The organism is Photobacterium aquimaris (assembly GCF_002954455.1).
Classification (GTDB): domain Bacteria; phylum Pseudomonadota; class Gammaproteobacteria; order Enterobacterales; family Vibrionaceae; genus Photobacterium; species Photobacterium aquimaris.
In genome coordinates, this window is the sequence record NZ_MSCC01000001.1 from 2,192,370 (window position 1) to 2,209,521 (window position 17,152).

The following is a 17,152-nucleotide window of genomic DNA, read 5'->3' on the forward strand; positions in this document are numbered from 1 at the left end:
TTTTCTTCTACCCACAAAAAAGAGCGGGCGCGACTTTCGTCGCGCCCTGAGGTCTTACTTGCAGCTATCCCGCTACTATGTTGCTCCCTGCATCCATCCTTTGACTGCTGTGTTCCGTCAGCATTGTCCTTTGTACTTCATCCTGAAGTTGTTCCTATGGCTATCCTAACCCGTCATCGCATCCTGCTCTGACTCTCATCTCCTTCCTGGAGGTGTCCTTTACTTCATCCTGAAGTGATCCTTTATGCCTCAATCCTAGAGGTGTTCCTTACTTCATCCTGAAGTTTGTCCTAATGTCTTCCTGACCAGTAAACATCCTGTTTACTTATTATCGCATCCTGCGATATTCCCTTCACATTCCCTATCCGATAAACCATCCTAGTTTACCAGTATCTCATCCTGAGACTGCCTGTATCCGTGGCACTTTCCTGTTCCGGTATGTCGTATCCTTTCGACACCACTAATATTATGCGACTTATCGCCTAAATCCTATATCTTGCAAAATGTGTTTTTTTATTTTTATGAATATTTATTACCATATATAACTAAAACATTATTAAACATATAGTTACGCAAAAAGCATAGATATATAGTCACAATTGTAATGCTTATCTCCCACAGATTTGTAAGAGATCTCGCACACAGCAAGTAGTCAAAAGCTATTCACGAGTTATCACACTTATTCACATAAAGAAAAATATCTTTATTAGTCAGTTAGATATGAAGTGCGAGGTGCGAGGTGCGAGGTGCGAGGTGCGAATAAAAACAAGTCGACTATCAAAGAGTCAAACAAATCTATCACGACAACTGATTAGATTATTTTTTCTTCTACCCACAAAAAAGAGCGGGCGCGACTTTCGTCGCGCCCTGAGGTCTTACTTGCAGCTATCCCGCTACTATGTTGCTCCCTGCATCCATCCTTTGACTGCTGTGTTCCGTCAGCATTATCCTTTGTACTTCATCCTGAAGTTGTTCCTATGGCTATCCTAACCCGTCATCGCATCCTGCTCTGACTCTCATCTCCTTCCTGGAGGTGTCCTTTACTTCATCCTGAAGTGATCCTTTATGCCTCAATCCTAGAGGTGTTCCTTACTTCATCCTGAAGTTTGTCCTAGTGTCTTCCTGACCAGTAAACATCCTGTTTACTTGTTATCGCGTCCTACGATATTCCCTTCACATTCCATATCCGATAAACCATCCTAGTTTACCAGTATCTCATCCTGAGACTGCCTGTATCCGTGGCATTTTCCTGTTCCGTTATGTCGTATCCTTTCGACACCATTAAGATTACGCTTTTGATTATTATCCACAATATAGATTTAAACACTTTCTGACATTTTTTTCATCCCACAGCCACAAAAAAAACAAAAAATTACTTTAATCAATGATTTACAGTAAAATAAAACGTCATATTCACTAATAAATAGCTTAATATCTTACACTCTTGTAAGAGATCTCTTACAAAGGGATTAGCGATTTGGCTCAAATAACCCTTTTAATCGATATCCACTATACTCAGTCAAAGAAAAATAGTGCAAAGTAAGGGGCTAACATGGAAGCTTTCAATCACAACTTAGCTAATTTATTCAGTCAATTAGGATTAGATAACTCAGCAGAATCTATTGAGCATTTTTTACAAACTCATCAACTAGAGCAACAACAAAAATTATCAGATGCACCTTTTTTAATTCCAGCTCAACAACAATTTATTATTGAATCACAACAGCAAGACGCGGATTGGTGTGAGGTCATCGATCAATTAGATGCCTTACTTAGAAAATAGTGACTACGTCTAGATTAGGAATAACAATGTCAATCATCACCAAAGAAATAGAACAGGCTATTAAACAGTTAGTTATCGAGAACAAACAACCATCAGTAGCATTAATTAAAGCTCGTTTAACAACATCACTGCCTATTCCGGTGATCATTAAAGCTCTACAAGCATGGCAAAAAAATGCCAAGGTACCACATATAGAAAAACAACAACGCGTATTGACCGCCGAGCAACGTATAGAGCAGCTAGAGCAACAGGTGCTAGCGCTATCAACACGTTTGGCGCGCTTAGAAGCTGAACGCTAGTGATAAAAAAAGCACCTGTTTTATAGGTGCTTTTTTATGTTTACTGAAAATTCCACGACATATTTGATACAATACGGCAACGATCGCACTTAAAGTGGAACAAACCATGTATTGCTTCCGGTTGATGCCATTCACCACCACAACTTGGGCACTTTCGCGCTAACTCTGTTGCTTCATTTTCACCACCAACACGGTACTGATAGTAATAAGTCGGGACTTCGGTAGTGGTCTCAATATGACGACATAAATTACGTCCTCGCACAAACAGTTCACTATCTACATCACCAATTTCAGTCAGTGCCATGCTCACCGCGGCTGGGCTTTTAATTGCCATTTGAATTTCATCAAAGGCTTGCCATTCAGTCTGCCATTTAATGATCGATTTATAATCACCGTCAGTGACTGCCCCAGTTTGATACAATGGGATCGGCAGTAACGTATCACCACTGCGCAATGGTGAACAACTATGAACATAGGTGGTATAAAGCACTTGCCATGATGGAGAGAAACTTTCAGCAACAGAATCGGAGTTAAGATCAACCCCTAATAGTTTTATTTTGGGGGTTAACAAGCACGATAGTGTTAATTGCTCATAACACAAGTTCACTTGAGGACTATTATAACGCGGATGAAGGCTCTCTTTCTCTGGACATACAACTCGAACTCGAAATAGCCCCTCGTCAATCACCACCGGAAACTCTCGTCCCAGAACTTGGCCGTTATAACGCAATGCATCCATTAAGCCATTTATCGCACTATCAACTTGCGACAAGGTAGTATTATCAAAACATTCAAATTGTAGCTCAACAACAAACACGACTTAGCCCTCTACCACTACTGGTTGTAATTGCGCTAAGAAGGCCACAATATCATTAGCTAATACTTGGCGAGTGCCTTTACCTAAGGTTTCTAACACCACTTGGCCGGTTAAATTACAAATAGAAATAACTTGTGATTCATCATCCACTACTGCGATGAATACGGTAGGTTTCAACTTCATGCGACGTTGCGTCACTAGGTGACCTAAAATATTTTGTTGTAAACGTTCAATATCATCATCATTAAAAGCTTGCAATAAATCGAGTGATAACTCACCAAACATAGCACTCATATCGCCGCTAAATTGAGAGCCATAAAAAGCATTAATATCACTATGGAGGGCTAAATCCATCCCTTTCTCGACCCCATCTAGAGCAATCATTGGCTGACGCTCAATCGGTTTCCAAGTTACATTTTTACCATTATCATTGACCACACACGGTGAAATAAGCCCAACTAAATGCTCACTTGCAGGAAAACCGCGATCTGCATCACACCATGCTTGTAAATAACGAGCAGAAAAATCAGATAAAGCGCAGGTAACAGGATGATTCATTCGCAACCTCATAAAAGATTCAGTAAACTTTAGGTTTAAACCGTTTCGACGGACATTTATTCTAATCCAAGAGTGTCATAGACAGTATGAGTAAATATAAAGACGCTAAAGAATTAGCCGGTTTAACCCTTGGCCAAAAGACAGAGTATAAAGATCAGTACGATCCATCGCTACTGCAACCTGTACCAAGAAGCTTAAACCGTACAGATATTAATATCAGCGATGATGCACTGCCATTCACTGGCTATGATATTTGGACATTATACGAATTATCTTGGCTCAATAAAAAAGGCCTACCTCAAGTAGCTATTGGTGAAGTGCGCTTACCAGCATCAAGCCCTAATCTTATTGAGTCAAAATCTTTTAAATTGTACCTAAACAGTTTCAATCAAACCCGTTTTGATGGCTGGCAAGCGATTGCTGATACTTTACAAATTGATTTGTCACGTTGTGCTGGTGAAGATGTTGACGTTACCATTCAGCCACTGACTGATTTTAATGATCAACCAATCGTTAATTTCTTTGGCGAATGTATTGATGATCAAGATATTGAAATTAATGATTACACTTTCAAGCCTGAATACCTTGAAGGCGCTGCAGATAATAACGATATCGTTGAAGAAATTGTTCATAGCCACCTATTAAAATCAAATTGCTTAATTACCAACCAGCCTGATTGGGGTAGCGTACGTATTGCTTATAAAGGTAATCGTATCGACCGTGAACAATTACTGCGTTATATCGTGTCATTCCGTAATCACAATGAATTCCACGAACAATGTGTTGAGCGTATATTTAATGATATTATGCGTTTTTGTCAGCCAGAATTACTGACTGTTTATGCACGTTATACTCGTCGTGGTGGTTTAGATATCAATCCATATCGTACCAACATGGGTAAAACACCAAGTGATAACTTCCGTCTTGCGCGTCAGTAAGTAGATCCTAACGACGAATTCAACATTAAGTCCGGTAAAAATCTTTACTTTGCTGGACTTGATGCATTAACCCCGTAAAATCAACACCATCTTGTGTGTTATTGTGCTGTTTTGAGACTATATGATTTTTCGTGGCCTATTAATTTCTGGGTTAGTATTACTAACAACCTCATTTGATCTTCAAGCAAAAATTTATAGCTCGCCGATCCTCACCGAAGCACAGAGTTTGCTGGTTAATCAACCAGAAAGAACACTCACAATCACTAACAGTTACCTCGAACAACGTCGTCTAAGCCAGCCACAAGACCCATCACGAGTGCATCTTAATGGTGAAGCGGATCATTCAACCCGTACGCCACTCAACACTGTCAATGCGCTGCAAATTCAAGCCCAAGCTTTATCACTATTACAACGGCCCGAGAAAGCCATTACCGTAATCAAAAAAGCGGAAAAAACGGCATTTGACAATAATTTAATGTTCAGTGTCTTTGAAAGTCGTATTTTATTGGCTCAATTTTACTGGGTTAATTTAAGTAATAGTGCAACTGCGCTAAAAATGCTCAACACCCTCAGTATTGAAATGAAGCAGACGCAGCCAATAAATTTAAGTCGTCAGTTGCAAGAGTTAAAATATAAATCAATGATGCTACGCGCGCTGATTGAATCAAGTATTGGTAAAGATTCAGCAGCCGAAAAGTTGTTTATCAAAGCTAAAGGTTATTTAGTCACATTTGACGATAAAGACGAAACTATTAATTATCAACTCACACTCGGCCAACATTATTTACGTCATGACCATTATGATATGGCACTTGATCGCTTATTGAGCGGTTATTGGCTTGCAGTTGAAAATGATGACCAACCACAAATTGCGCGCGCTAACTATGAATTAGCACAGTTATTTGAAGAGCGACATGTACTTGATAAAGCGCTTGAGCATGCCACGCAAGCTGGTGAATTTTTTGAGCGTTATAAACGTACCCAAGAATTAGCCAAAACCTTGGCTCTTATTGCTTCTATTTATGAGCAGCAAGGGCGATATAACCTTGCACTGGTGCATTATTTTAATGCGCTTGATCAAGAGAACCAGCTCAAATATGATCTTCGTTCTGCAAGTTTACGCCTTAATATTGCGCGGATTTATTTGCACCTTTGTAATTACTCTAAAACAGAACAATACATTGTTCAGGCACGTAACCTTGCACTTCAAAGTGGTAATGAAAAAATTGTTGCTGAAAGCCAAATTCTACAAGGGCAATTAGAGCTCGAAAAAAGTGAATTGGATGATGCGATAACTTCGTTGCAAGCAGGTTTAATTTCAGCAAGTCGTATTGGCGCAACGAATTTACAATTAATGGGCGAATCGATTTTATCTGAAGCATTTGAAAAACAAAATGACTATTACAATGCGTTACTGAGTCAACGTCGCTATGAGCAACTGTATGCTTCTAAACAAAAAAATGCGACCAGAAGTAACACAGAAGTATTTAAACAGCAGCAAAAAATGATGGAACGTTCACTGAAACTTGAAGATATGGAACGTGAGCAATTCATCAATAAAAATGCATTGTATAAACAACAACAAATTTCTTTAACCCTCATTGGAGTGTTAGTGATTTTATTATTATTATTATGGCGCCGACAACATATTAATAAACAATTAAAACAACAACTCACAAAACTCACCACCGATTACTATACTCACCCTCGTAGTGGATTACGTAACCTAAGGATGCTAAATGCACGTCTAGCAAACTCTCTGCAACAGAGCAGTGCTAACTTTGAGCAATGGCATCTTGGTGAAATAATAAATGAACCTTTAAGCGATAGATTACGATTTGCGTTATTTGAAGTGTCATTCTTAAAACGGATTTATCTTGAAAAAGGCTACCAACAGGGCCTCGCCGCCGAAAAAGAGTTTGGTAATTATTTACAGCAACAAGTATTAGAACCGGCGCGTATTTATCACTTTTCTGATGCGATGTTCTTGTATATTGAGCCTAATGCACGTTTAAGCTGTGATCCAAAGCAGTTAGCAGAATCAATGCAGCTATTAATTGATAACTATACTTTGCCACTCAATATCAATAATTCATTACAAATAGGTATGGCAGAGTACCCTTTTTTACCTCGTGCCTATACTGCGATTAATGATCAAGAGTTAATCGATATATTGTTGATGGCTGTCGATGCCGGTATTAGCCTCAACGATAAGCAACCTGGAAGTCATTGGGTTCACATTTGTGCTATCGATGCTGCACCAGCCGCGAGTTTTGTCGGCGATAATATTCGTCGTTCTTGTATTGAAGGCATTGATAAAGGATTAGTAAAAGTGCGTAGTTCAACTAATAATGAAATAATCTGGAACTACGATCACAATATTAACAACGATATCAACTAAATATACAACGAGCACAAAACTCTGATAAATAGCACTAACTATCCGGTTTTATTTTTGGTAGCATGTCCAAAAATATCAGTAACATTATGAATTAAATGGATTTTAACTGTATAAATGCAGATGCATAACCAATGACAGATATTAGTGCCATTGTTAACGAAGTCGGCGTTCTAAAACAACGATTAGACCTTGCTCAACTTTCTTATCGTGATTCCAATCTGAAATCGCGACGTGAAATTGTAATCTTAAAACGGCTGATCACTCGGTTAGCCGTTGCTTGTCGAGGGATTGATAATGAACTCGATGCAAGCTTACAAGCCATCAGTCTCGATCTTGAACAACCACTAGAGATCAGCCGACTTATTCCGCGATTATCGATAGTTGAACGCCTAGTCATTCAACAAGCCGATGTAATTCAACGCCAAAATAAACGTTTACAACATCATATTGGTCTACGCGGCCGTACCCTTTCGCATTATCAAGGTTTACCACAATCGCTGCAGCGTGATCTTCGCGGTATTTTCAATCAACCATCGGCAACATTGTTGGACAATCATCAACGCATATTACGCCTACTTGAACTGTATGAGCGCAGTATCAAATTAATTGCAGCCAACAATAACGGTAACACCTTATCACCTGACCAGCAGCCAAGCTTTGAGGTTGAATTGGCAGCGGAATTGTTACTTGTCATCTCCGAGATAGACTTCACCAATGAACAAGGTGAACAACTGTTTGTAATTCGAGAGCAATTAACCCAAGGGGTAAATCAAACAAGGTTGCAAACATTATTATTAGAAGTGTTACGCCTTATTGTTGCTGGCACTCAAGCTGAGCGTCATGCCTCACAACAGTTTTTAAATACCCTCAATAGTGATTTAGCCTCATTGCAAAAAAATACCGCTAAAGCAGCGAGCTCTTTTGCTGTTTTGCACCAGCATCGCTGTGACTTCAATGCTAGTATTGCAACGATAGCAACCACGATTAATCAACAACTGAGTCTTAAAAAAACACCAACAGCAACGCCTTTATTAGTCAATCTTGCCAATGAACTACAACAACTAGCCCAACGTAATAATCAGCTAGAGCTGCGGGAACAAGCACTCATAGAACAATTAAATCACAATGATAATAAAGTCCATCAGGTACAACAACAAACCCACAGTTATCATCAACGTTTAAGCCAACAAGAACAAAATATCTTTAGAGATAAATTAACTTTAACCTATAACCGTAGTGCGTTTGATGATCGGCTTAAACACGAATATCAACGCTGGTTACGTTACCAAACCCCATTGCTGTTAATGCTGATTGATATCGATGATCTTAGTCAGCTTAATCAAGATTATGGTCATAATGCGGGTGATAAGGCACTTAAAATTATTGCCAAAACGATTAGCCAACAACTAAATCCTACTGATTTTATTGCTCGATTTAGTGATGATGCCTTTATGCTAATAATCACCGATTGTAATGACCAACAACGTCATCAAACGATAAAAAATATTCGCGCGGCAGTGAGTCAGTTACCGCTTCACTTCAAAGGTCAAAGTGTGGCAATGTCGGTCTCTATCAGCAGCAGTTTTTTTGCCAGCAATGACACCCCGAAACAAGTTATCGAACGAACTGAAACAGCATTACTTCACGCTCAACATCCTCGTTGCAATATTGTTATTGACCAAATTTAAGCGTCAACAACAACCACACATCCCTTTATCGACTACGTTATATTATTATTATCATTTACTGGTCAAAAATATAATCCCTGTGTATGGTAACTACAGAGAAACAAATTATCTTACCGTCAACTTGTTGTTCTTTATTTGATTTTAACACCAGTCCGTTGGTGGTTACGCCTTGCGCCTCTGCCTATAATCAATAAATGAACATGCTGTTTCATCATTACCAGGGAGGTTATTATGATAACGCATATCAGCCCTATCGGCGCTATGAACCTATTATCACAAATAGAAGCCGACAGCTTAAAAGCAACCGCATCCAGTGATTTATATCGCCTTTATCGCAACTGCTCTCTCGCGGTTTTAAATTCAGGTAGCCACACCGATAATTCCAAAGAATTACTTGAAAAACATCTCGATTTTGCAATTAACTTATTACGTCGTGAGCGTGGAATTAAAATCGAACTGGTGAACCCACCTGAGCATGCGTTCGTTGATGGGCGTATTATTCGTGGTATTCAAGAACACATGTTTTCCGTATTACGCGACATTATTTATGTTGATATGCATATTGCCCGTCGTAACGATATCGATCTTGCCAGTGCGCCCCATATTACTGACTTTGTGTTTAGCCTATTACGTAATGCCCGCACGCTACATGCAGGCGAAGATCCTAATATTATTGTGTGTTGGGGCGGCCACTCCATTAATCCGATTGAGTATCAATATACTCGAGAAGTCGGTAATGAATTAGGTTTACGTGAACTTAATATTTGTACAGGCTGCGGCCCAGGCGCAATGGAAGGCCCAATGAAGGGAGCTGCGATTGGTCATGCCAAACAACGTTATTCTGGCAGCCGCTTTATTGGTTTAACTGAGCCGTCTATTATTGCCGCTGAGCCACCTAATCCTATCGTCAATGAATTAGTTATTTTACCTGATATCGAGAAACGCCTAGAAGCTTTTGTTCGAGTTGGCCATGGGATCATTATTTTCCCAGGTGGTGCAGGTACAGCGGAAGAGCTACTGTATATTTTAGGGATCTTAATGCATCCTGATAACGCTGAACAACCGCTGCCATTAATCCTCACCGGCCCTAAAGAAAGTGAAGCTTACTTTCGCACTTTAGATGATTTTATTCGTGATACTTTAGGTGAAGCGGCAACTCAGCATTATCAAATTATTATCGGCGATCCTGCCGAAGTTGCCCAAGTGATGAAAGCATCGATGGCACGCGTGAAAGAACACCGTTTAGCAACGGGTGATGCTTATTGCTTTAACTGGTCACTGACGATCCCAGAAGATTTTCAAATGCCCTTCTCACCTACCCATAAAGCAATGGCGAGCTTAGATTTACACATGGATCAGCCGAAAGAAAAACTGGCAGCTAATCTACGCCGTGCGTTTTCAGGTATTGTCGCAGGTAATGTCAAAGAAGAAGGTATTCATGAAATTGAGCAATATGGTCGCTTTAAAATCGATGGTGATAAAGTACTGATGCAGCGTATGGATAAACTATTGAAGAACTTTGTCGACCAACAACGAATGAAATTACCTGGTAGTAAATACGAGCCTTGTTATGAAATCGTCAACTCGCACCAGCAACCGAAATAAGTTCGTTATTTGGTAACAGTTTTGCGTACAATAAGGAGCCTAAGCGCTCCTTTTATTCATCTAAACAGAATTTATTTATGGCTATTCACCTCGTTGTTATTGATGCATTAAATCTTATTCGTCGCGTGCATGCGGCGCAACCGGGGCAACCCGATGTCGACAACACTGCCAGAGTATGTTGTCAGGCATTACAGAAAATCATTAGTAGCACCCAGCCCAGCCATATTGTGGCAGTGTTTGATCATAATAGTGATGATCGTGGCTGGCGAGCAGAGTTACTGCCGCTCTATAAAGAAGGTCGTAAACCAATGCCGCCAGAGTTATTAGCAGGCATGGACACGATTCAAGATGCATTTATGGCGATCGGCATTGATTCACTATTATCTGATGGTGATGAAGCCGATGATCTAGTCGCAACCTTGGCCTTAAAAGTCGCCTCGCGTAATGAGCAAGTGACTATCGTTTCGACCGATAAAGGCTATTGCCAGTTGTTGCAACCCACCTTACGTATTCGGGATTACTTTCAACAACGCTGGCTTGATAGCCCGTTTATTGAAAAAGAATATGGTGTTAAGCCGCAATTATTAACTGACTATTGGGGATTAGCAGGGATCAGCTCCAGCAAAATCCCCGGTATTGCAGGTATAGGTCCCAAAGCTGCGGTTGAGTTATTAAATCTCTACCCTAACCTTGAAGCGATTCTTACAGCCACCGATCTTGCGCCTAAATGGCAAAAGAAAATCACTGGCAATGAAGAGACAGCTCGCGCATCCAAAGCTGTCGCAAGTTTAAAAACTGATTTAACGTTGGGCTTTAATTTGCAAGATATTCGTTACCATGAGTCACATCAGGATTGATCTAGACTCAATTTACACCAAAAAAACGCCCCCCTCAAAGGGTGGCGTTAAGAAATCCACTAAACGGCCAGCGAATTAATACGCTGAACGATTATCCAAACGTTGAATATGCACCGTAATTTCTTCACGGTCATGGTACAAATGTTTTGCTTGCAGCTTAAACTTGACGCCATTTTTAATTAGCAATACTTTTAGATTTTCAATATCTTGCAGTACTTCATCATAACGACCTTTCATTGGCAATTTAAGGTTAAAAATAGCCTCTTTAGCCCATGCTTTAATCAGCCACTCACCCATTAGGTGCGCTACACGGGCTGGTTTTTCAATCATGTCACATACGATCCAAGTAATATTTTTACGTGCTGGTTCATATTTAAAACCATCAACGGCATGATATTTAACTTGGCCGGTATCCATTAAGCTTTGTGCCATAGTGCCATTATCAATCGCGTGAACAAACATCGAACGCTTCACCAGTTGATATGTCCAGCCACCAGGACACGCACCTAAATCAACACTCCACATACCAGGAGCTAAACGCTCATCCCACTCTTCACGAGGAATAAATACGTGAAATGCTTCTTCTAATTTCAGCGTTGAACGGCTTGGCGCATCTGCTGGGAATTTAAGACGTGGAATACCCATAAAGAACTGTGAGTTATTTTGCGGGTAAGAATAACCAACAAAACAACAACCAGGAGCAATAAAGCACACGTGTAATACCGGTTTTTTATGGTTATCTTTAACGTATAAAATATTACGCTTACGCATTGCTAGACGTAGTGGCACCGTAAATTTACGGCAGAACTTCAACAGCTCTTTCGCTTCATTGGTATCTGGTGTTTCAATGCGTAAATCACCACAAATAGGAAAGTTTTCACCGATGGTTTCTAAAATAGGTGAAATACGATCTTCTGCAGGTAAACCGCTCAACATTGCTGATGTAGCAAACATTTGGCGTGCAAAAATTAACTGTGAAAATGGCTGTAATTTAATGAATTTATCAGCATCACCTGCTTGATAGAACTCAAATAACACATAGCCTGAATTGTTTTTCACCCGAGGGAAACCAAACAATTCCAGCGTATTTGCTTTGTCTTGAACCTCTCCGGCACATTCTTTTTCAAAGCCAGGACGACAGTACAATAAAACTTGATTCACGTTGGAACCCTCAAGCTGAACGCCAGGTGGCTATTGCAAGCATCACCCAGCCAATAATAAAACATATTCCGCCCATCGGAGTGATAGGACCAAACCATTTAATGCCGGTTAAAGCCAATGCATATAAACTGCCACTAAAACAGATTATACCAAGGCCAAAAAACAGCGCCGCGTATGATAACGCTTTTGATGGCAAAAAGCGTGACAATATTCCACAAGCTAATAATGCTAATGTATGCCATGCCTGATATTGAACCCCGACTTTAAACACATCGAGTAAATAAGGAGCTAATGTATGGCTTAAACCATGTGCCGCAAATGCCCCTAACGCTACCATCACCACGCCACTGCATGCGGCAAACATCAGCATCAATCGTGATTGTTGACGTTGTTTAGCGGTTAATTCAACCATTATGACTACACCTCTATGCTACTTCACTAGCAACACACTTTTTAATAAAGGCCGCTAATGACTCAATAGCGATAGTGATATTTTCAGCTTCAGTATGCCCTGATGCTTTACGTGGTTTAAAACCGTGATCACCATCGGCTAAAAACTGATAACTCACCTGAGCTGAAAATGGCCATTGTTCAACTTCACTACGCACGCCAAAGGTATCGCGTTCACCTTGCAAAATAAGCGTTGGCACGCTGATAGTTGCTAGATGATCGCCACGATAATTTTCAGGCTTTGCTGGCGGATGAAAAGGAAAACCAAGGCAAGCAACACCACGAACTTTTGCTGCACAGTTATTAACTAGCGCTGTTTGGGCAGCAATATCGGTCACCATTAAACTCGCCATTCGACCACCCATTGATTTACCACCAATGACTAATCTGCCATTATCAAACTGTTCGATATGGGTTTGAAAATCGAGTAATAATTTAGGTTGGCGATCTGGCGGACGTTTTTTACCATCTTCGGCACGTTTGATCATATACGGGAAATTAAACCGTACCACCTGAATATTATGTGCAGCTAAACCACAAGCAACCGTGGTCATAAATGCATGATCCATTCCAGCGCCAGCGCCATGAGCAAATAAAAACGTCGCTATCGCATCTTTAGCATCAGGGCCATCAATCAAATACTCACACTTCTTCAATGACATCAGGCATATCCTCTTGCTCTTTACGGGCTTTATTTAAAATCCAATCACGGAAAATTTGAATACGTCCGGTATCCGCTTGTTTTTCCTGACATACAAAATAAAACGCATTTTTACTTACCAGAATTTCATCAAACGGACACACCAATCTTCCAGCCTCTAATTCAGGCTGAGCAAGAACATTATTACCTAATGCAATCCCTTGGCCGTGAGCGGCGGCTTGTAACACCATCGTTGAATGACTAAAGATCGGCCCTTGATTAACATTGACGTCCTTTACATCATAATGGCGAACATAGTTCTTCCACTCTTTACGTGAAGTATCATGCAATAGAGTATGTAATTTTAAATCTTCGATAGTACGTAATGGTTTAGTGCCAACTAATAACATTGGTGAACACACTGGCATCATAAATTCTTGATATAGCTTATCAGCACGTAAACCAGACCAATTACCACGACCATAATAAATCGCAACATCAACATCATCCGTCAGTGATCCCTCATCAAGATCAACCGCTTTAATACGCACGTCTATTTCAGGGTGTTGCTCATTAAAATCAGTCAATCTTGGCACTAACCACTGAATCGCAAAACTAGGAGGTAAACTAATGGTTAATGCACCTTTTGAGCCCCTTTCTAGTACCTTATCTGTCGCATCTGAAATCGATGAAAAGATATCTTTAATATCAAGAAAGTAGCTTTGCCCTTCCTCTGTTAATAGTAACGAACGATTGCGGCGACGGAATAATTTTAACCCCAAAAATTCCTCTAAGGCTTTAATTTGATGGCTAACTGCAGCTTGAGTAACAAACAATTCTTCAGCTGCTCGAGTAAAACTTAAATGCCTTGCAGCAGCTTCAAACACCTTCAATGAGTTAAGCGGAGGTAAACGTCTAGACATACTTTTCGATGCTCTCTAATGCATTAGTTTTTTTCATCTCAAACATTATAAATTGTCCATTGTTTAAGTGCTATATAAACCCTATTATTCGTTCCGCAATGTTGATTAACATTTTGTGTTTTGCCCTCTGGCTAACCGCTCAATCAGCATTGCGATGTTGTGTTTGCATATTGTCCGGATCCTGCCGGATAGGTAGTTATCTACCTCTTTACTTCCTGTATTTTGACTTATATGTCAAAGTAATTGTTAGCACTGCGCCCCAACGCAGTGCTATTTTTTTATTGCTCAAAAATCATCGCAACACTTGCTCTTCCTGGCATTTATTAGCATCATCGATAATTCAAATTTATGTAATGTGACCCGCTATGACCATACCATTCGATATCAAGCAAATTCAAACCCAGTTTCCTGCACTGCAACATTCAGATGATGCACCACGGGCGGTTTATTTAGATAGCGCAGCAACAGCTCAAAAGCCTGCGATTGTTATCGATACTCTACGTCACTATTACAGCGGCTATAATGCCAATGTACATCGAGGTAGTCATAGTTTAACGACTAACGCGACCTTTGCTTTTGAACAAGCTCGAACAACGATCCAAAAATTCATTGGTGCAGCTAGCCCCAAAGAAATCATTTGGACTCGTGGTGCTACTGAAGCATTAAACCTGATCGCACAAACTTATGCTCGTAACCACTTACAAGCAGGTGATGAAATTTTAGTCAGTGAAATGGAACACCATGCCAATATTGTGCCTTGGCAGATGGTCGCTGAACAAACAGGTGCTAAAGTCGTTAAAATTCCAATGCATCAAAATTGCACCTTAGATATCGATGCTTATCAGCGTTTATTATCAAATAAAACCAAAATAGTGGCTGTTGCTCATATCACCAATGTCACAGGCACTCGTAATCCAATTGAATCAATGATAGCTGCTGCTCACCACTATGGCGCGGTTGTCGTGGTTGATGGCGCTCAAGGCATTGCCCACGAACAGGTAGATGTGCACGCGCTTGATGCCGATTTTTATGTCTTTTCAGGCCATAAAATTTATGCGCCCGCAGGTATTGGTGTTCTTTATGGCAAACAAGCACTGCTTGAAGCAATGCCGCCATGGCACGGCGGCGGCAAGATGGTCGAAAAAGTCTCTTTTTCAGGTACAGATTATACTGGCTTACCAAGTAAATTTGAGGCTGGAACACCGAATGTAGCAGGCAGTTTAGCCCTTGCTGCAGCGATTGAATGGTTACAGAATATCGACCGTCAAGGCGCAGAACAACATATTGCCGAGTTACGTCAACAAGCCTTAGATGGCATTAAAGATATTGATGGATTGCGTATTATTGGTTTGCAGGCGCATGCGAGCCTATTTTCTTTTGTGGTTGATGGTGTTCATCATCAAGACATTGCGACCTTGCTTGATCAACAGCATATCGCATTACGAGCAGGACACCATTGCGCCCATCCGATGCTGGATGCACTAGGATTAACAGGAACATTACGGGTATCATTAGCACTTTATAATGATCAACAAGATGTCGCGCGTTTTATTACAGCGCTACATAAAGCCTGCGATTTATTGTAATAGCAGCCAAGGAAAAAAGATGACCACCACTATAACGCTACCTCTGCACCCTTTTGGGACTGAGATCACCACCGCCGATATCATCACCCAAATGCAAGCAACAACAGGATGGGAAGATCGCTATCGCAACGTGATTCAGTTAGGTAAAAAGCTGCCACAGCTAGATGACAGTTATAAACAAGATCAACTTAAAATTAGTGGCTGTGAATCGCAAGTTTGGCTACATCATCAAACAATTGATGGCCGTTATTACTTTATTGCCGATTCAGATGCACGTATTGTACGCGGCTTAATCACCCTCGTGCTTACGGCTTATCATGGCAAAACGGCAGCTGAAATTAACCATTTTGATATCGATGCTTATTTTGACAGCTTAGGGCTGATGGCACATTTAAGCCCTTCTCGTGGTAATGGCTTAAAAGCGATTGTTGAGCAAATAAAGCAACTTGCGGCCTAAAATAGCCACAGACTACTTCCCCCCTCGACTAAACAAGCACAAAAAAGCGGATGCTAAATCATCCGCTTTTTGCTATTGCTTATCGTACAATGCGATTAATTTATTGATGATACTTTTCAATCAATTTTTTAATCACGTGAGCGACAGCCACAAAACCAAAGCTTGCAGTTACAACTGTTGCTGCGCCAAAACCACTCGCACAATCCATTCGTTTAGGCCCTTCCGCTGTAGCTTTTATCGCACATGCTGAACCATCGGCTTGCGGGTATTTCAAATGTTCCGTGGAATAAACGCAATCAATGCCAAATTTACGCTTTGGATTTTTAGTGAAATTATGCTGGCGACGTAAGGTTTCACGTAATTTTCTCGCCAATGGATCTTGAATCGTTTTTGTTAAATCAGCAACTTGAATCTGAGTTGGATCCGTTTGTCCACCAGCGCCGCCAATTGTGATCACTTTGATTTTATTACTTTTACAAAATGCAAGTAATGAGGCTTTTGCTTTAAGGCTATCAATCGCATCAATCACATAATCACACTGAGTCGATAAATACTGCGCTTGATTATCAGGGCCAATAAAATCATCAACTAAATTAACTTTGCACTCAGGGTTAATTAATTGAATACGTGCTGCCATCACTTCAATTTTACTTTGACCGATAGTGCCTGTCATTGCATGAATTTGACGATTAATATTGGTTACACAGACATCATCCATGTCGATCAACGTCAATTCACCCACGCCTGAACGGGCTAATGCTTCTGCTGCCCATGAGCCTACGCCGCCAATACCAATCACACACACGTGCGCAGCGCGGAGAATTTCAACTTCACTATTGCCATATAAACGACGAGTGCCGCCAAAACGCTGGTTATAACTATCGGATGCTGGGGTATCTAATTCACGCATACTGGGTTCTACACTGCTTGAGGTGGATAAACAAAGAGTGCGTTTTTATACGCACTCTAATAGCAATTGTCTAGTCGCT

General features: G+C 40.6%; 16 protein-coding genes. 9 read left to right on the forward strand and 7 right to left on the reverse strand.

Features of this window, described 5'->3' with window-relative positions; genetic code table 11:
* Positions 1 to 1,552: 1,552 nt before the first annotated feature.
* Entirely contained in the window at positions 1,553 to 1,783 is a 231-nt protein-coding gene (locus BTN98_RS09620; protein WP_060998767.1) for a DUF2789 family protein, read from the forward strand.
* A gap of 26 nt (positions 1,784 to 1,809) precedes the next feature.
* Positions 1,810 to 2,082 carry a hypothetical protein gene (locus BTN98_RS09625; protein ID WP_060998768.1) on the forward strand — a complete coding sequence of 91 codons (273 nt, stop codon included), beginning with the start codon at positions 1,810 to 1,812 and terminating at the stop codon, positions 2,080 to 2,082.
* A 40-nt stretch (positions 2,083 to 2,122) separates the two neighbouring features.
* Here the strand turns inward: BTN98_RS09625 and BTN98_RS09630 are convergent, their stop codons facing one another.
* Together BTN98_RS09630 and syd are read right to left on the reverse strand one after the other, a co-directional pair.
* Positions 2,123 to 2,899 carry a Zn-ribbon-containing protein gene (locus tag BTN98_RS09630; RefSeq protein ID WP_060998769.1) on the reverse strand — a complete coding sequence of 259 codons (777 nt, stop codon included), beginning with the start codon at positions 2,897 to 2,899 and terminating at the stop codon, positions 2,123 to 2,125.
* A gap of 3 nt (positions 2,900 to 2,902) precedes the next feature.
* The gene (gene syd / locus BTN98_RS09635) at positions 2,903 to 3,457 is read right to left on the reverse strand and encodes a SecY-interacting protein (protein ID WP_060998770.1); all 555 of its coding nucleotides are present in this window, start codon (positions 3,455 to 3,457) and stop codon (positions 2,903 to 2,905) included.
* 86 nt (positions 3,458 to 3,543) lie between these two features.
* On the opposite strand from syd, the gene queF reads away from it, so the two are divergent.
* The 5 genes from queF to xni all read left to right on the forward strand — a co-directional run bounded on the left by queF (position 3,544) and on the right by xni (position 10,946).
* On the forward strand, positions 3,544 to 4,395 hold the full coding sequence (gene queF, locus BTN98_RS09640) for an NADPH-dependent 7-cyano-7-deazaguanine reductase QueF (protein WP_060998771.1): 852 nt from the start codon (positions 3,544 to 3,546) through the stop codon (positions 4,393 to 4,395).
* A gap of 121 nt (positions 4,396 to 4,516) precedes the next feature.
* Positions 4,517 to 6,796 (forward strand): tetratricopeptide repeat protein, encoded by a 2,280-nt coding sequence (locus BTN98_RS09645; RefSeq protein ID WP_060998772.1) that lies wholly within the window; start codon positions 4,517 to 4,519, stop codon positions 6,794 to 6,796.
* Positions 6,797 to 6,927: 131 nt separating this feature from the next.
* Complete coding sequence (locus tag BTN98_RS09650) at positions 6,928 to 8,484, forward strand: sensor domain-containing diguanylate cyclase (RefSeq protein WP_060998773.1); 1,557 nt, start codon at positions 6,928 to 6,930, stop codon at positions 8,482 to 8,484.
* 231 nt (positions 8,485 to 8,715) lie between these two features.
* Complete coding sequence (ppnN, locus tag BTN98_RS09655; RefSeq protein WP_060998774.1) at positions 8,716 to 10,089, forward strand: nucleotide 5'-monophosphate nucleosidase PpnN; 1,374 nt, start codon at positions 8,716 to 8,718, stop codon at positions 10,087 to 10,089.
* 77 nt (positions 10,090 to 10,166) lie between these two features.
* Positions 10,167 to 10,946: a flap endonuclease Xni gene (xni, locus tag BTN98_RS09660; RefSeq protein WP_060998775.1), complete on the forward strand. Its 780-nt coding sequence runs from the start codon at positions 10,167 to 10,169 to the stop codon at positions 10,944 to 10,946.
* A gap of 75 nt (positions 10,947 to 11,021) precedes the next feature.
* Here xni and rlmM read toward each other — a convergent pair whose 3' ends face one another.
* From rlmM to BTN98_RS09680, 4 genes are read right to left on the reverse strand one after another with little or no spacing between them, the layout of a single operon-like run.
* Positions 11,022 to 12,107 (reverse strand): 23S rRNA (cytidine(2498)-2'-O)-methyltransferase RlmM, encoded by a 1,086-nt coding sequence (gene rlmM / locus BTN98_RS09665; protein WP_060998776.1) that lies wholly within the window; start codon positions 12,105 to 12,107, stop codon positions 11,022 to 11,024.
* Positions 12,108 to 12,117: 10 nt separating this feature from the next.
* Positions 12,118 to 12,519, reverse strand: coding sequence for a DUF423 domain-containing protein (locus BTN98_RS09670; RefSeq protein ID WP_060998777.1), 402 nt, complete (start codon positions 12,517 to 12,519; stop codon positions 12,118 to 12,120).
* Positions 12,520 to 12,532: 13 nt separating this feature from the next.
* Positions 12,533 to 13,219, reverse strand: coding sequence for an alpha/beta family hydrolase (locus BTN98_RS09675; protein ID WP_060998778.1), 687 nt, complete (start codon positions 13,217 to 13,219; stop codon positions 12,533 to 12,535).
* Complete coding sequence (locus tag BTN98_RS09680; RefSeq protein ID WP_060998779.1) at positions 13,200 to 14,120, reverse strand: transcriptional regulator GcvA; 921 nt, start codon at positions 14,118 to 14,120, stop codon at positions 13,200 to 13,202. Before BTN98_RS09680 ends, BTN98_RS09675 begins: the two co-directional genes overlap by 20 nt.
* 365 nt (positions 14,121 to 14,485) lie before the next feature.
* Between BTN98_RS09680 and csdA the strand changes: the two genes are divergently transcribed.
* Both csdA and csdE read left to right on the forward strand, forming a co-directional pair.
* Positions 14,486 to 15,706 carry a cysteine desulfurase CsdA gene (gene csdA / locus BTN98_RS09685; protein WP_060998780.1) on the forward strand — a complete coding sequence of 407 codons (1,221 nt, stop codon included), beginning with the start codon at positions 14,486 to 14,488 and terminating at the stop codon, positions 15,704 to 15,706.
* Between the two features lie 19 nt (positions 15,707 to 15,725).
* Positions 15,726 to 16,163 (forward strand): cysteine desulfurase sulfur acceptor subunit CsdE, encoded by a 438-nt coding sequence (csdE, locus tag BTN98_RS09690; protein WP_060998781.1) that lies wholly within the window; start codon positions 15,726 to 15,728, stop codon positions 16,161 to 16,163.
* Positions 16,164 to 16,263: 100 nt separating this feature from the next.
* Here the strand turns inward: csdE and tcdA are convergent, their stop codons facing one another.
* The gene (gene tcdA, locus BTN98_RS09695; protein ID WP_060998782.1) at positions 16,264 to 17,073 is read right to left on the reverse strand and encodes a tRNA cyclic N6-threonylcarbamoyladenosine(37) synthase TcdA; all 810 of its coding nucleotides are present in this window, start codon (positions 17,071 to 17,073) and stop codon (positions 16,264 to 16,266) included.
* Between the last annotated feature and the right edge of the window lie 79 nt (positions 17,074 to 17,152).

Coding starts and splice junctions, on each gene's coding strand:
- BTN98_RS09620 (WP_060998767.1), top strand. CDS start 1,553: ATGGAAGCTTTCAATCACAACTTAGCTAATTTATTCAGTCAATTAGGA.
- BTN98_RS09625 (WP_060998768.1), top strand. CDS start 1,810: ATGTCAATCATCACCAAAGAAATAGAACAGGCTATTAAACAGTTAGTT.
- syd (WP_060998770.1), bottom strand. CDS start 3,457: ATGAATCATCCTGTTACCTGCGCTTTATCTGATTTTTCTGCTCGTTAT.
- queF (WP_060998771.1), top strand. CDS start 3,544: ATGAGTAAATATAAAGACGCTAAAGAATTAGCCGGTTTAACCCTTGGC.
- BTN98_RS09645 (WP_060998772.1), top strand. CDS start 4,517: ATGATTTTTCGTGGCCTATTAATTTCTGGGTTAGTATTACTAACAACC.
- BTN98_RS09650 (WP_060998773.1), top strand. CDS start 6,928: ATGACAGATATTAGTGCCATTGTTAACGAAGTCGGCGTTCTAAAACAA.
- ppnN (WP_060998774.1), top strand. CDS start 8,716: ATGATAACGCATATCAGCCCTATCGGCGCTATGAACCTATTATCACAA.
- xni (WP_060998775.1), top strand. CDS start 10,167: ATGGCTATTCACCTCGTTGTTATTGATGCATTAAATCTTATTCGTCGC.
- BTN98_RS09670 (WP_060998777.1), bottom strand. CDS start 12,519: ATGGTTGAATTAACCGCTAAACAACGTCAACAATCACGATTGATGCTG.
- BTN98_RS09675 (WP_060998778.1), bottom strand. CDS start 13,219: ATGTCATTGAAGAAGTGTGAGTATTTGATTGATGGCCCTGATGCTAAA.
- BTN98_RS09680 (WP_060998779.1), bottom strand. CDS start 14,120: ATGTCTAGACGTTTACCTCCGCTTAACTCATTGAAGGTGTTTGAAGCT.
- csdA (WP_060998780.1), top strand. CDS start 14,486: ATGACCATACCATTCGATATCAAGCAAATTCAAACCCAGTTTCCTGCA.
- csdE (WP_060998781.1), top strand. CDS start 15,726: ATGACCACCACTATAACGCTACCTCTGCACCCTTTTGGGACTGAGATC.
- tcdA (WP_060998782.1), bottom strand. CDS start 17,073: ATGCGTGAATTAGATACCCCAGCATCCGATAGTTATAACCAGCGTTTT.